We start from the raw sequence: 15,354 nt of genomic DNA on the forward strand, positions 1-15,354 counted from the left end.
ATAACCAATGGCTTACCAAAACATTACCGCCTCCCTTACCCCAGCAGATATCCAAGAAATTAAAGCAGCCTTTGCGACTATCCAAGCAAAGATGCCTTTTCTCGTGACGCTGAGTGTGGAAGAACGACGCAAGTTATTTAAGATGGGCGATAAAAGCCTAGCCTTTGTCAACACTAGCCTGACTGCTGCCCAATCTAACCGAGACATTTTACCAGCCAGCTTTAATGTAGATGAGTTTGTGCGCGATTATCAATTAGCAGCAACCCTCACCGAACTGTTGATTAAACTGCAACAACTGACAGAACAGGTAGATGATACCCTAATGGCAGTCGGCAGCGAAGCAATGGGCAGCAGTTTGACTGTTTACGACTACGTGAAGACAGCCGCTAAAAAAACTCCAGGGTTAAAAACGATTGCCGAACAGTTAGGTGAACGGTTTAAAGCTATTAAAAGTAAACCTGCTAAAGCTACTTCTGGTTCATAAGCTTTAAACCTTGCGGGAGAGTCTTTAGGGATTTCCAACAAATAAATTATTCAATCTTGTGGGGCGGGCATCTTGCCCGCCTTTGGCTATGGGCGGGCGAAACGCCCACCCCACAAGAATTATTTGAGTATTTTTTTATTTGAAAGTTCTTTAATACTCGCTCATGAGTCTTTGATACTCATGAGCGAGTCTTTGATACTCGTAAATGAGTCTTTTATACTCGTGAGCGAGTCTTTCATACTCGTGAATGAGTCTTTGATACTCGCGGGAGAGTCTTTTATACTCGTAAATGAGTCTTTCATACTCGTGAATGAGTCTTTTATACTCGTGAGCGAGTCTTTTATACTCGTGAGCGAGTCTTTTATACTCATGAGCAAAGATTAACATCCAGTCTGTTCTCTTACTTTGCGCTCTTTGCGTCCTTTGCGGTTCGTTTCTTCATTCTCTTATTCCTATCTGAACGCACCATAATAGTAAATTTCAAAATTTGGGAAGCTCCCACAATAAAAACTCAAATAAAATCTGACCTTCTAAATCAGGAATTAGGAATTGCAAGCTTGGTATTATACCCATAGCCGCGTGTAATCTGCCACCCTGCCCTGATTTATGCTCATAACTCCCCGCCACACTAACAAGCTTTCCCTCTTTTTCCTTTTCTGTTTTACCCTACTCCTGATTTTCTTCCTCTCTCTACCTTGGGTAAAGGCTGAAGAAAAACCTAAGCTGGAAGTATGGCAAATTAACGGTATCGTAGCAGCCCTAACAGACCTAATACCTGAAGTCAGGGCTAAAGCAACAGAAAACTTAAAGGAATATCAGCTAGATAACCCTAAAACGCAGATAAAAAACTATGATGAGCTTGTAAAACAGTTTGCTAAACAGTTGCAGGATAAAGATTCAGCAGTTTCCCGTAATGCAGCAGCACAAGCACTAGGGCAGATGCAAGCCAAGGAAGTAGCTCCACAAGTTGCGAAACTGCTCACAGATTCTAACAGTAGTGTCCGTAATGCAGCAGCACAGGCACTAGGGCAGATGCAAGCCAAGGGAGTAGTTCCACAAGTTGCAAAACTGCTCACAGATTCTGACAGTAATGTCCGTAATGCAGCAGCACAGGCACTAGGGCAGATGCAAGCCAAGGGAGTAGTTCCACAAGTTGCAAAACTGCTCACAGATTCTGACAGTAATGTCCGTAATGCAGCAGCACAGGCACTAGGGCAGATGCAAGCCAAGGAACTAGCTCCACAAGTTGCGAAACTGCTCACAGATTCTGACTGGAATGCCCGTTATGCAGCAGCAGAGGCACTAGGGCAGATGCAAGCCAAGGAAGTAGTTCCACAAGTTGCGAAACTGCTCACAGATTCTGACTCTGATGTCCGTAGAGCAACAGCAGAGGCACTAAAGCAGATGCAAGCCAAGGAAGTAGTTCCACAAGTCGCGAAACTGCTCACAGATTCTAACAGTAGTGTCCGTTATGCAGCAGCAGAGGCACTAGGGCAGATGCAAGCCAAGGAAGTAGCTCCACAAGTTGCGAAACTGCTCACAGATTCTAACAGGAGTGTCCGTTATGCAGCATCACAGGCACTAGGGCAGATGCAAGCCAAGGGAGTAGTTCCACAAGTTGCGAAACTGCTCACAGATTCTAACTGGAATGTCCGTAGAGCAGCAGCACAGGCACTAGGGCAGATGCAAGCCAAGGAAGTAGCTCCACAAGTTGCGAAACTGCTCACAGATTCTAACAATAATGTCCGTTATGCAGCATCACAGGCACTAGGGCAGATGCAAGCCAAGGAAGTAGCTCCACAAGTTGCGAAACTGCTCACAGATTCTGACTCTGATGTCCGTAATGCAGCAGCAGAGGCACTAGGGCAGATGCAAGCCAAGGAACTAACTCCACAAGTTGCAAAACTGCTCACAGATTCTGACTGGAATGCCCGTAATGCAGCAGCAGAGGCACTAGGGCAGATGCAAGCCAAGGAACTAGCTCCACAAGTTGCGAAACTGCTCACAGATTCTGACAGTAATGTCCGTAATGCAGCAGCACAGGCACTCATCAAACTAGGGCAACAAGATTTGCCAGTTGTTGTCCAAGTCCTAGATTCAGTTCACTATTATCCCTCTGAGATTAGTCAACTCAGGTTTTTAGCTCATTTTTTGGCAGGTGGTAAACCAGAAGTAGAAACTCTTATGCAATGGGTTGGTAAGCCTAAAATGCGGCCAGAAAAACCGAACTATGACCAGGGAGTGAACACAATGCAAGTTTTCGAGAAAGCCTGGAAACATTGTGATTCTCTGCCAGAACTGCAAAGAGAACTAGCACAAAAGATTGCTGTCGTTGCTGATATGGTTTCTTGGAAAGCAACCAACATTAACTTACTTCAAAGTCACCATAAAAATCTCAATGAAGGCAAGTACAAAGAATCAGATACGGTGCAACGAGTCATCAATAATGTGGAATATTGGCAGTGGTTTCTCAAAGCCAGAATCACTATCCTGTCTCACGCCGCCTTTTGGCTTGCCCTCATCTTCGCCTACCCCAAATTCCCCCAAATCCAAGCCATCTTCTTTTGGAACCCGTGGGTACGCCGGATTCTCGGCGTCGGCTATGTCGGCTTTCTCCTCACCTGGTTCCCCCCCTTCCGGCGCAAATTATTTGAACCCTTCAAACCTTCCCTATTAGCAGATGCCGGCTTAGATAATTTTTATGACCAATCATACTTCCCAGAATCAAAAGTCAAAGTTCCTACTTCAGGAGACATCCAGCCAATTACCGCAGCCTTACCCAGTATTCAAGGACAAATTATCTTAGAAGGAGATTCCGGCTTAGGCAAGTCGATGTTTCTCCGTCATCTGTTGCAAAACTCCCAGCGCATTGTCGTTTATCTCCCCGCCCAGAAATGTCATAAAGGCGTAATTGAAGCCATCCAAGACAAGCTACACGGCCAAGCCCAAGACGCCGGCTTCCTAAAAAACCTGATTTACAGTGGCGCGATAGATATCTGCATCGACGGACTCAACGAAGTCACCGCCGAAACCCGCGCCAAAATCTGCCAGTTTGTCGAAAGCTATTTCCGGGGCAACATTATCATGACAACCCAGCCCCTAGAGTGGACACCCCCCTCAACAGCCAAAACTTATTACTTGCAGCCCCTTGAAGAAGAACAAATTCAAGAGTTTTTGATCTCCCGTCAGCCGCGACTCCCCAACGATGCCCAACTTCAAGGTGCTGATTACGAAAAAGCTTGTACCAATTATTTAACAGAAGTCCTGAATCACCAGCAAGCCCAAGAAGAGTTAAATGCTGTCCGCCGAATTCTTTCCAATCCAATGGATCTAACAGTGGTATCGCTCATGTTATCACAAGGCAAACACCCTAACTTATTTCGCCTGCAAGAACAGCAATACAATTTAATGGCAACAGAATACCTCAAAGAATGGAATCAAGAATTTCCCTTAAAGAAATTTTCAGCCGCCGTCTACGAAATGCGACTCCAAGACAAACGAGCCTTACCCGCAGACGAATTTTATCAAGTTGCCATGTCTTTGGAAGACGAAAAATACAAGATGGTAGTCAGCCGTCAGTGGCAAGATGAAAAAGGCGAAGCTAAGAAAGAATGGTACTTCCGCCACGATAAAATCATGGATTTCTTCTTAGTGCAAAACTTTCTCGGCGAAAGTAATGCCGCCGAAGGACTATTAGTTGATAGAATGGGCGATCCGCGTTTTCGTGGTGTTTATTTCTTGCTAGCAACTCTACTTGAGATAGATGCAGCCAAAGAACTGCGGGAAGAATTGATTCAATACGCCGCCGACACCAAAGACAATACCGTGAGTAATACCTTCGTGCAGTTGTTGCGAACTAGGTAAAAGGAGCATGGGACAAAACAGTTTTTTCGTCACGGGTGCGATCCTATGATCGAGTAAGTAACTAGGAGTTGATCTGAGAAATGCCTAACCCGCTATACGATCAAGATTTGCAATTATGGATTGAGCAAACCATTCAACAGTTACAAAATCATGAATTTGAGGCGTTGGATATTGAGCATTTGATTGAGGAACTAGTTGATTTGGGTAAAGCAGAAAAAAATGCGCTCAAAAGCAATCTGACAATTTTGTTAGCACATTTACTCAAGTTACGCGTTCAGTATGATGTCCCCGATAGCATGAAAGGAAGCTGGTATAGCTCCATACTTGAACATCGCCAGCGAGTTATCAATAATTTGACAGATACCCCTTCTCTCAAAAGTTTTCTAGTAGAGGCGGTGGAAAAAGCCTACCCAGATGCTCGTAAGCTAGCAATTAAGGAAGGTAAGCTAGCTAAGTTTGGAATTCGCATACCCCACGAAAGTGAATATCCTACCGTTTGTCCTTTTTCGATTGAGCAGATTCTAGATGAGGATTTTTACGGGCTGTAGAAAATTGCTTCTGCTGTCATATTGCTTTACATCTAGATAGATAGACAGGTGAACCGAAAGGTTCTACAATCTGACTGATTGCGGTAAATTTACTTATTGCCCAATCCACATAAGCATAGTAAAGATTTTCTAGTGATTCCGTTTGATTGCGGAAGCACTAAATTAATATAGGAAAGTCTTCATTAAAGGGCAGCAAACAAATGGATGTAAAGCTGATTCTAGCTGGATTAACAGTTATATTTACGCTTTCGTGCTTATTCTTTGGCACGAAAAATGGATTCTATGATTCAGATAACTATCACGGCAATGGCTCCGCGCATTGAGATAAGTCTGTAGATCCTTTAGCAACCTGCTGTAGGCTAACTTGACTAAAATAGCTCCAGAACTTGCCAAGGAAAAATAAACAAGAGCCAGACTCTTTAACTTACTAGCTTGATGGCTTTTCGTTAGCCCACCTTTCCGAACCAGTGCGGGTTCGGCGGAGGCGTCCTCCCCAATCAAAAATCTGTATTCTCAGGGTGTAGGGGCGCACGATAAAACTTACCCCTAAGTCACAAAACCAAAATTTGTGTAACTTTTGGCTTTTGGGATATGTCCATGATGATGAGGTTTGAGGGGAGGAGAACATGAGGGATAATCTGTCGGCATCTTCTAGCGTAGATGCTGCGGAAGCGGGTAGTGAATTAGAATGTTTGCCCTATAGTGTCCAACATGACAATGAGGGCGTGTGTTTATTGGTAAAGATGGGGCCACACCGCATTTTGTTGGATTGCGGTTTGGAGGATATTTCATCGCTGGCTAAGGGGCTTACTAAGCCGATACGTGGAGCTAGTTCGCCCCTACCAGCAGATTTGGTTTTAATTAGTCACGCCCACCCAGATCACGCTAAAGGCTTACTGCCACTGCATAAAGCTTTTCCCAAGTTACCTATTTATGGTAGTGAGGTGACTAGCAAGTTACTGCCGCTAAATTGGCTAGACCAAAACCCTGAAGAAATTTCTCAATTTTGTCATGCCTTGCCGTTGCGATCGCCTATAGAGTTGCAAGATGGTTTGGTAGCAGAATTATTTCCCGCAGGGCATCTACCAGGGGCAGTTGCAATTCTCCTTACCTACACCACCAAGCAGCGTACTTACAAGTTACTGTATACAGGTGACTTTTTCCTGTCCAACTCCCGCTTAGTAGAAGGTTTGCGTTTAGAAGAATTGCGGGGCTTAGACTTGGATGTGCTAATCATTGAAGGTAGTTATGGCACATCCCGTCATCCTCACCGCCGCAACCAAGAAAATCAACTAGCCGAACGAATTAATCGCGCGATCGCTGACCATTGTTCTGTAATCCTTCCCACCCCTGCTTTAGGATTGGGTCAAGAATTATTAATGCTCTTGCGATCGCATCACCACTTCACCGGACGAGATTTAGATATCTGGGTAGATGGTGCTGTCGCTACTGGCTGCGATGCGTACCTCGAACTGCTACCCCATCTCCCCCCATCCGTACAGAACTTTGCCCGCCATCAACCCTTATTTTGGGATGAACGGGTGCGTCCCCGTGTGCGTCGTTTACAAGCAGAACATCGTCCCACCGTGGGCAAGTCCCCTTGTATTGTCCTCACCGACTCGACATCTGATTTAGGTGAACACTGCCAACTAGACACCGGGCCTTGGCTAATTCTCCTACCAGAAAAAATTGATATAAAAGTTAACAAAGAATATTTAGCACCTACCACTATTGAAACCTATCTCTTGGCTCAACATAGTGATGGCCCTGGTACTACGCAGCTAATTCATAATTTGCGACCCCAGCACGTCATTTTTGTCCACGGTTCGCCCTCCTACTTGGCAGACCTGACTAGCTTAGAGGAGTTACAAAATCGCTACCATATACATTCCCCGGCGGCTGAAACCTTAGTAGAATTACCCATCGGCGATACATTTTTACAGCCAGCAGCGCCAGAGACTAACTACGAAGGTGAGCTGACAGAGTTGGAAACAGTAATCACAATCAGCCTACCCAATATGATTACTGCTGATCCCCGTTGGCGGCAATTTGCCGATACTGGTTTAATCGAAGCTCGTTGGCAAGGGGAAGAAGTAGTATTAAGGGGATTGTCTCAACGAGAATTGCTCAACCAAAATAGCGATCGCTATACATGGACAGATGTAGACTGTTGTGGTACGTGCCGACATCAAAGGGGGCAGCGGTGTTGGAATCCAGCTTCCCCGTTGTATAACTTTAAGGTAACTCTAGAAGGTTACTGTCCTGCTTTTGAAGGTTTGAATGATAGCCAATAGTCATTAATCCGATGTCCTTGGTCATTTTTAATTAATGACGAATGACTAATGACTAATGACTAATGACCAATTATTCTGGATTCGAGTCAGTATAACGGTTGGGGATGCGCTCTGCTTCAGGACAATCTTCAGTCATCAGAGGTTCCACATTACCGCGTGGTACTGAAGCCAATTTTTGGGTTACAGCACCAATGCTCTCGAGGCGAACCATTTCTTCCCAAGAACAAACTTCGTCCTCTTCTTCTGTTTCATAGCGTAGGGTCACTAAGTCTCCCTCTATGTCTATGATGCGGGCGCGTTCAATCCAGCGTTGCTGGTCCCGCAAGAAAACACATACCTCGCGCCCATCGCAACAGAGTTGATAAATCTTGCGGTGTAGCATGTATTGTTTCTGCCTTTTTAAACAATGTAGTTAAACCTGTGAAAATCTGGGTTCTACCCCATTAGATTACACCTTTAAGAGATTAATTTCACCTTTTAGAACAAGTACGCTTCATGACCCAATCCCAAAACTTGCCCGTAGTTGTCAAAATATAGGAAATCTTAGGTCATCAGTCAATAGTTGCTCTAGCAATGCATTAAATCTCCCTCCGGCTCATTTTAGGGAATGTTTGCTTCATAGAAGTCAAACAATTCGGTACCTGTCCTACCCAGGTTTATATCTGTTGGTGACTCATTCTTACCATCATGTAATAAAGAATACTCCAAAACAATCGTTGATTGCGGTTGTTTAACTTGCCTACTTTTACTCATTGGCATTACTGAGAAGTCTGGGGACTTGGCTTTAGTTTTACCCACTTGTATCTGATCTTAACTCATTCTCTCGCTGACCTTGGTGCTTTTCAACAACAACACCCAAATAGTTTTGAGTTTTTAAGGTTTTTGCCTAATTATGACTCAGAAAATGGCAGAGAGGACAGACTATGAAAAATTTCCCTCTGCTGATGCTAGGAGAATATCAGCAAGATTTATACGGTAGGGGAAATTCCATTAGCACGCTTGACGAGGAAGCTTCTCGTTTGATTTGACCTGCGCGAACTGCATCGTATAAGGCTGCCAGGTCTGGCAAATCTTCTGACTGATAGCATTTAGTAGCTAGCACTTGCTGGAGTAACCCCTCAGATTCAACACTAAGATACCCAGTTTGAAAAGCAGATGCAATGATTGTGCGAATCATCTTGATTAGGGCAGAGTGAGCAATTTATTAGTTCTAGTGTGGAACATTTTTTTCTATTACTAGTTGATATGGAACATGAATACTATGTGATTAACATTACACATATATAGTGATTTTTGTCACAACAACAGTTAAGGAGGCAGGGTGTTGACTTTTGTTCAAAAATCTTAATAAAAAATTTTTCCCCAAACATCCAAAAAATATGCTGAAACATCGGCAATCAAGCAAAAAACTGGCGAAAATCCTCATCTTTTTGACTTAATTGCGCCCAGTCTAGATTTAAGGACTGGAATTTTTGCACCAAGCGATCGCAAGCCGGGCGTTCGGTAGCGTAATGTCCAGCATCAATTAAAATGAGATTGCAATCGCGGCTTTCTTGAAACTGATGAAATTTACAGTCAGAAGTGAGATAAGCTTGGGCACCAGTTTTGGCGACGGCTGAAATGTAACTAGCCCCCGAACCACCTAAAACGGCAACTCGTGAAATTGTTTGCTGTAAATCAGCAGTTGGGGAAAAAATCAAATTAGGGGGCGCAAGTCGGGTTTGAATAGTTGCTAGTAATTCCTGTAATGTCAAAAATGGCTCTAGCAAACCAACACGACCATATCCTAATCCTGCTTGTGTAGATTCTATGGGAGTGACTTCTTTAAGTTCTAAAATCTGAGCTAAAACATCAGCAGTCCCATCTTCCACTTGGTCGAAATTCGTGTGGGCAGTGTAAATACCAATATTGTGGGTAAAAGCTAACCGTACCATTTCGGCGATCGCTTCACCAGTGCGTAAAGATTTGAGAGGATTAAAAATCAAGGGGTGATGGGCGAATATTAGATTAGCATTTTTTGCGATCGCTTCCTGCATTACCGCCAAAGTCGGCGTCAAACATACCAAAACCCGTGTTTCTTCCTGCAAAACTCCTGGTTCAATCTGCCAGCCACAATTATCCCAACTTTCACACCAAGCGGGATTCGCCCATGCTTCAAACCAAGTAATTAAATCAGCAATTTTCATAATTATTTTCTTCAACAATTTTTGATTGCTACTCACCGTCTCTGTGGTTGAATATTTAATTTTAATGCTAATTGCTGGCGCATTTCTTGGAAAGGTTTGTTCCATACAGGGCTAGCATTCCAGTTCCATACCGCTACTGGAATCAGTTGTTCTTCAGCAAGATAAGTTAGCAGACGGTATTCATCTTCGGGTTCACGAGAAAAGGTGAAGGGGTTACGGTAGCCCGTCTCACACAGTTTATAAGATACGACCTGACCATGCTTAATACGTTGTAAAAGTTCCTTACCTTTGACGAGCAAATAATCCAAAAATAACAGACTAAAAGGCTCTATATGTGCGCGCTTCTCCGGCTCTTTTTGCACCCATCTTGCCCACTCAAACCCATAAATAAAATCATGAACATAACGAAAGCGGATGTCCGTTTTATTGCCGAACATGTCTGTGAGACAAACCATCTTTTCACCAAAAACTTTCAAGAAAGTAACAGCACCCTCATCTGCATTTAAAGCTTGTCTAAGCATACTACTTACAAGAAAATCAAAATCCCAGAAGATGTTTTCTGGGAAGTTTTGTAACTGAGTACGGACTATATTTTCGAGGGTTTCTTGAATAGCGGTGAGAATTTGAGGGTCAGTGCTTTTTTCCCCAATTAAATTTTCCAATTCTGTAAAGCTGGTAATTAATGTTTTTTGAGGACTCAGTGACAATAATTTAACAGACTGCTGGGCAAGTATTTCATCAATAAATTGAAAAGTATGGGTTGGCGTTAGTTTTTTCTTCATAGTAATTGAAATAGCCCAACAGCTTATACTAAATATTAGTATATAGTCAAACAAATTGATTTTTTAATCTTTACAAATAAACTTAACTTTTTAATTTACAAATGTACACAAATTATTTTGTATATGTCTGGTTAGTTTTGCATCAATAATTGTAATTAAAAACTTCTCAATGCAAAATTTATTTAATACATATCACCATGATTTTAGAATATTATATCCAGAGGTAGAGAGTATAACCAGAGTATTTATTTAAACTCTACAAAACCGCACCTTCAATAAAACTTGAAAATCGGCTATCCAGAAATGTGAACAACTAATTCTCTGGAATGGCTACGTTGGCGGTGTTCCCAAATATAAATTCCCTGCCAAGTTCCCAGTACCAAATGACCACGATTAATGGGGATATGTTCAGAAGTATGGGTGAGTGCGGTACGAATATGTGCCGGCATATCATCAGCACCTTCTGCATCGTGGATGTATTTACCTGATTCGGGGACGAGTTTTGCCATAAAATTAGCTAGATCCATAAGAACATCAGGATCGGCATTTTCTTGGATTACTAAACTGGCTGAAGTATGACGCAAAAATAAAGTACAAAGACCAGTTTCAACGCCAGATTCTGCAACTGCGGCTGCAATTTTTGCAGTGATGTTGTAAAAAGATTTGCCAGTGGTAGAAATTTTTAGTAACTTTTGGTAGTGAGTCATTTGAAACAGTAATTATTGATGACAGTTCAATCTGCGTGATTTGTTTTTTTGCTGTTGATTGATCGTTAGACTGAATATGTCTTATTCTAAAGTATCTTTATCTATGATTGTGAGAGATTCCATTATTAATTGATGTTATTTGAATAAGTTTATTTTGTCTGTAAATAATTGAGAACAGCATTAGCGATCGCTTCATTACCATCCTTAGCAATTGGTTGAGATATCTTTGGTATTTGGGGTAACTCATGTAGAAAATCCCAAGTCCCTTGAAAAAACTCAGATGGGGTAATGATTTGATGCTGGTTGTAATTAGTTATGCCTTCTAGTATAAATGTTGCTTCGGCAAAATCTTCACGCGGTATGGTGACAATTGGTAATCCTAGTATTGTGGCTTCCGAAAAAGTACTGTAACCAGGTTTAGAAACGACTCGCCCACAAATAGGCATAAAATCTACAGGGCGGTATTTGTGGTCATTAATTTTCACTAAATTAGGTAAATCAGGGGCAGATTGATCAAAGATGATAAATTGCCAATCTGGAAATCGCGCTAGGTTATCATAAGGGATTTGCTGTAAACCCAAACCGCCAAAGGTCAACAAAATAGTTTTTTCCACTGGTGCAGTTATTCCCCAAAGAGAACGTAAATCATCACTAGAGTAACGGGGGGAACCGCCTGTTAGACCGACATCGGTGATATTATTAAAAGCTGGCATTGGTTCGTGAAAAGGGAGACGAAAACAGGCGATTCGCACTTTGAATACCAATCACTAATCCAATCTGCAACTGCGGTAAATTCACCTCCCCAATCGCGGTAGATAAAGTCCCAGCCAAAGTTACTCATCATCCAGCAGGGAATATTTGCAGCTTTAGCAAACCCAGGAGCGAGGAAGGGTATATCTGCCAAAATAAGATTAACGCGATTTTGACGAATAAAATTCACTTCTGAGGCAATCAGCGAATTTTGCTGCTTCTTAATATCCAGCAACTTTTCTAAAGTCGCTACTTTATCCATTGTCAAACTATCCCTTTGTACTACACCCAAATCAAATGCACGAGGACGATAGATAAAATCGCCTTCTATGTAGCACTCAAGCAACCAGCGTGGGGCAGTACTCACCACAATTAGCAGAACTTCTGGACATAACTTTTGAATTGTTGCAGCAACAGAAGCCGTGCGAGTAGCATGACCAAAGCCGTGGTTAGTGATGGCTAAATATAAGATTGGGCGTTCCATTTTATAGTTAAGAGTCATTCAATTTTGGATTTTAGATTTTAGATTTTAGATTTTTACTTCAATCCAAAATCTAAAATCGGCAGAGTTAGGGTTGAAAATTATAATTTTCACATTAATAGGACTTACGCAAAATATCTCTCAAACTCTGATTTCTCCGTGTACTCTGCGCCTCTGTGGTTCGTTATTCCGTAACTCTTGCGTAAGCCCTAATTAATATAGCAGTCCTAAATCATTTGTGAAAATTATATATCTCTTTCTTCTTTCTTCCCTTTGCGCCCTTAGCGTACTTTGCGGTTCGTTTTCAAATTTTATATTTTTCACGAATCAAATAGGACTGCCATAACTTATAAATCCTAACTTCTAATTAGTTTTGCAAAAACTTTGAATCGTCTCAACCAATAGGTCAATTTCAGATTCTAAAGTAAAGTAATGAACGGTGGCGCGGATACAGCTAGGATCGGCAATTGTCCGAGTTAATATCCTTTGTGAGTCTAAAAATTGCACCAACTTCAAATGAGTTTGAGGTGGATTATTTTCAAGTTGAAAGGAGACAATACCACTTTTGGGTGGAGAAGTTCGCAAACATTTAATATTGGGTAACGCCGTCAATTGTCGCCAGAGGTACTCACTGTTATGGCAAATTTGCTCGTAACGTTCCTGTGGCGTTCCCCATTGCTGATGAATAGCGATCGCTTCCTTTAACCCAAGATACAACGGATAAGCCAATGTAGACACTCGTATCGTCGACCATCTGGAAGCCAATCCACAGGCTGAGATTGATTATCTACAACAATGCCATTCAAGCCAATAAATGTAGGTTTCAGGCTTTCTCGTGCTTCTGGACGAACATACAAACCACCCGCACCCGCAGGGCCACATAACCATTTGTGACCAGTAAAAGCATAAAAGTCTACTCCCAATTCAGTCAAGTTTAAAGGCAATAAACCAGCAGATTGGGCAGCATCTATCAGTAAAAAAGAATGATTATTCCTGCATACTTCGGCAATTTTATCAAGAGGTAAAACTTGACCAGTATTCCAGAAAACATGACTCAATATCACAAGACGGGTATTGGGGCGTAAATGCTGGGCAATGATGGTTACAGGGTCGCCCTCATTTAAAGTTGCCTTGAGAGGACAGGTGGTAACTTCTACCGCGAATCTCCGGGCGATTTCTTGTGTGGTGGCAATTACGCCTGGATGTTCGCAGTCTGAAAGCAGCAGATGGTCGCCAGAATGCCAGTCAATACCCCACATAGCGATATTACAGCCAACTGTGACATTCTGGGTGAGAGTAATTGTTTCGCTTGGTGCATATAACTCCGAAGCGATCGCTTCTCTAGCGGCTTGAGTCTGGGGCGCTATCCAGCGATACGCCTCATTACCAAAGGGGCCTATTTGCTGAACATAAGCTTGAGTTTGGGCGATCGCATCCATTGCCCTTTGGGGCATCGGCCCTTGTCCCCCATAATTGAAATAAGTCTTATTCGCTAAAGCCGGAAATTGCTCTCGATGGCTATGCAACTTGGTTTGTGCGACAGAAATACTGGTCATACCAATTTTAGATTTTAGATTTTGGATTTTGGATTAGTCAAAAGTCATTCGTCTCTCTCGTCTCCCCCACTCCATTATTAATTGTCTGAGTTACTCCCAGAGTGTGCTAATTCTTGTTAACTTAAAAGGATGCTAATTAATGCTGAACTCCTACTGCAATACCAACGTTGTAAACGTCGGCCTTTTCTGGATATCCACGGTGACAAAGGTCAGCGTGATGCTCCCAATGAGTTGCTACGGAAACTGCAACAGGACAAAATCGCTCATCAGTTGAGTGTTTTGGCAAATGTGACTTATCATCAACCAGAATATTCTTATGGAAACTGGGAAAGGGCAGAGAAGGAAACTTTAGAATTGATGCAGCGTGGGGTTGAGTACATCTATAAAGGAGTACTGTTAGCAAATTATTCTGAAGCATACACCCTGCTAAGTCGTCCAGATTTACTCGTAAAACAACCAGGACAATCCGATTTTGGAGATTGGATCTACGTCCCGGCTAATATTGAACTGGGTAAGCGCACTAAACAAGATATCAGGTTGTGGCTGCATTTCATGTCCAAGCGGCTGGCAGCAGTGCAGGGAGTTGCACCTGAAACTGCTTCACTGATATTGCGAACCAAAAATACAAATTATGGGGTGGATCTGTTTAAATGGATGCCACGAATGCAGCAGATTCTGGAGGAGTTTATTCAAGTTTTAGAATTAGCGAATCCGCCAGAGGTGTTTATTTCTCGACAAAAGTGCAATCTTTGCCATTGGTATAGTGAATGTTATGCGATCGCTCAATCTGAAAAACATCTCTCACTAGTGCCAGGTGTAACACCGATTCGCTACACTCAACTGCAAGCCTTAGCCATTACTACCCTGGAATCTCTCGCTAACACCAGCCCCAGCAACTTAGAAAATCTGATTGGTTTTGATAGTGGAATAGCGCCCAAGTTGGTATTGCAAGCTCAATCTGCATTAGAAGAACGACCCTTAATCTTACCTTACCCGCTACCAAAAGAAGATATTACATTCACAGCGCCCATAGAGCTTTATTTTGATATTGAAGCGCAGCCAGACTTAGATTTAGATTATCTCTTAGGGGTTTTGGTCGTTGATAGACAAGCTAATACAGAACAGTTTTATTCGTTTTTAGCAGACAAACCAGAAGACGAAGAATTAGTTTGGCAGCAATTTTTGGATTTGGTTTGGCAATATCCCGAAGCGCCAATTTATCATTTTTGTGTCTACGAGTTTGATACAGTCAAACGATTAGCAAAACTTTACGGCACTCCACACTCCTTAGTGCGTCCTGTACTGAATCGATTTGTGGATGTGTATGAGCAATTAACCCAAAGTGTAGCATTGCCTGTAGAAAGCTATGCCTTGAAAGCGATCGCTCGTTGGGTAGGATTTGAGTGGCGTGACAAAGAAGCTAGTGGTGCTAAGTGTATTTATTGGTATGAGCAATGGCTAGAAACAGGCGATCGCACCTTACTAGAAATTATCCAACGCTACAACGAAGATGACTGCCGCGCCACCCACAGAGTGAGAGATTGGCTTGTTAACTTTTTCCAAGATGAATATGGTTTGCGACGAGCTTAAATAATTTAGTATTTTCTCCAGATTTTTAAATTAAAAATTAAGAAAGCCTGATTTAATAAGAGTTTTCAGACTTATAGCTGTCACATTCTTTTTATTAGTATTATTTTTAGAG

The 15,354-nt window shown here is 42.4% G+C and carries 11 protein-coding genes and 2 pseudogenes; 5 read left to right on the forward strand and 8 right to left on the reverse strand.

The window, feature by feature from the left end; genetic code table 11:
* Positions 1-7: 7 nt before the first annotated feature.
* The 3 genes from ANSO36C_RS13720 (at position 8) to ANSO36C_RS13730 (ending at position 4,896) form a co-directional block, all read left to right on the forward strand.
* Positions 8-484 carry a hypothetical protein gene (locus ANSO36C_RS13720; protein ID WP_251959983.1) on the forward strand — a complete coding sequence of 159 codons (477 nt, stop codon included), beginning with the start codon at positions 8-10 and terminating at the stop codon, positions 482-484.
* Between the two features lie 606 nt (positions 485-1,090).
* Positions 1,091-4,348 carry a sister chromatid cohesion protein PDS5 gene (locus ANSO36C_RS13725; protein WP_251959984.1) on the forward strand — a complete coding sequence of 1,086 codons (3,258 nt, stop codon included), beginning with the start codon at positions 1,091-1,093 and terminating at the stop codon, positions 4,346-4,348.
* 80 nt (positions 4,349-4,428) lie between these two features.
* Positions 4,429-4,896: a DUF29 domain-containing protein gene (locus tag ANSO36C_RS13730; RefSeq protein ID WP_251959985.1), complete on the forward strand. Its 468-nt coding sequence runs from the start codon at positions 4,429-4,431 to the stop codon at positions 4,894-4,896.
* A 427-nt stretch (positions 4,897-5,323) separates the two neighbouring features.
* Here ANSO36C_RS13730 and ANSO36C_RS13735 read toward each other — a convergent pair whose 3' ends face one another.
* Positions 5,324-5,524, reverse strand: a complete 201-nt coding sequence (locus ANSO36C_RS13735) for a hypothetical protein (RefSeq protein WP_251959986.1) — start codon at positions 5,522-5,524, stop codon at positions 5,324-5,326.
* On the opposite strand from ANSO36C_RS13735, the gene ANSO36C_RS13740 reads away from it, so the two are divergent.
* Positions 5,523-7,190 carry an MBL fold metallo-hydrolase gene (locus tag ANSO36C_RS13740; protein ID WP_251959987.1) on the forward strand — a complete coding sequence of 556 codons (1,668 nt, stop codon included), beginning with the start codon at positions 5,523-5,525 and terminating at the stop codon, positions 7,188-7,190. The two genes, ANSO36C_RS13735 and ANSO36C_RS13740, sit on opposite strands and share 2 nt — an antisense overlap.
* Before the next feature lie 70 nt (positions 7,191-7,260).
* Here ANSO36C_RS13740 and ANSO36C_RS13745 read toward each other — a convergent pair whose 3' ends face one another.
* The 7 genes and pseudogenes from ANSO36C_RS13745 to ANSO36C_RS13775 form a co-directional block, all read right to left on the reverse strand.
* A complete protein-coding gene (locus ANSO36C_RS13745) occupies positions 7,261-7,572 on the reverse strand; it encodes a DUF6679 family protein (protein ID WP_185580559.1) in 312 nt (103 codons plus the stop codon).
* Between the two features lie 576 nt (positions 7,573-8,148).
* Positions 8,149-8,367 (reverse strand): hypothetical protein, encoded by a 219-nt coding sequence (locus ANSO36C_RS13750; protein WP_190940997.1) that lies wholly within the window; start codon positions 8,365-8,367, stop codon positions 8,149-8,151.
* Between the two features lie 220 nt (positions 8,368-8,587).
* Positions 8,588-9,376, reverse strand: coding sequence for a Nif3-like dinuclear metal center hexameric protein (locus tag ANSO36C_RS13755; RefSeq protein ID WP_251959988.1), 789 nt, complete (start codon positions 9,374-9,376; stop codon positions 8,588-8,590).
* Between the two features lie 32 nt (positions 9,377-9,408).
* Positions 9,409-10,158: a hypothetical protein gene (locus tag ANSO36C_RS13760; RefSeq protein ID WP_251959989.1), complete on the reverse strand. Its 750-nt coding sequence runs from the start codon at positions 10,156-10,158 to the stop codon at positions 9,409-9,411.
* Between the two features lie 293 nt (positions 10,159-10,451).
* Positions 10,452-10,865, reverse strand: a complete 414-nt coding sequence (locus ANSO36C_RS13765; RefSeq protein WP_251959990.1) for a secondary thiamine-phosphate synthase enzyme YjbQ — start codon at positions 10,863-10,865, stop codon at positions 10,452-10,454.
* 149 nt (positions 10,866-11,014) lie between these two features.
* Positions 11,015-12,099, reverse strand: a pseudogene (locus ANSO36C_RS13770) (glycosyl transferase).
* A 360-nt stretch (positions 12,100-12,459) separates the two neighbouring features.
* A pseudogene (locus tag ANSO36C_RS13775) lies at positions 12,460-13,652 on the reverse strand (aminotransferase class V-fold PLP-dependent enzyme).
* Between the two features lie 129 nt (positions 13,653-13,781).
* Between ANSO36C_RS13775 and ANSO36C_RS13780 the strand changes: the two are divergent.
* Complete coding sequence (locus ANSO36C_RS13780; protein WP_251959991.1) at positions 13,782-15,242, forward strand: TM0106 family RecB-like putative nuclease; 1,461 nt, start codon at positions 13,782-13,784, stop codon at positions 15,240-15,242.
* Positions 15,243-15,354: the final 112 nt, after the last annotated feature.

It is taken from the genome of Nostoc cf. commune SO-36 (assembly GCF_023734775.1).
Classification (GTDB): Bacteria; Cyanobacteriota; Cyanobacteriia; order Cyanobacteriales; family Nostocaceae; genus Nostoc; species Nostoc commune_A.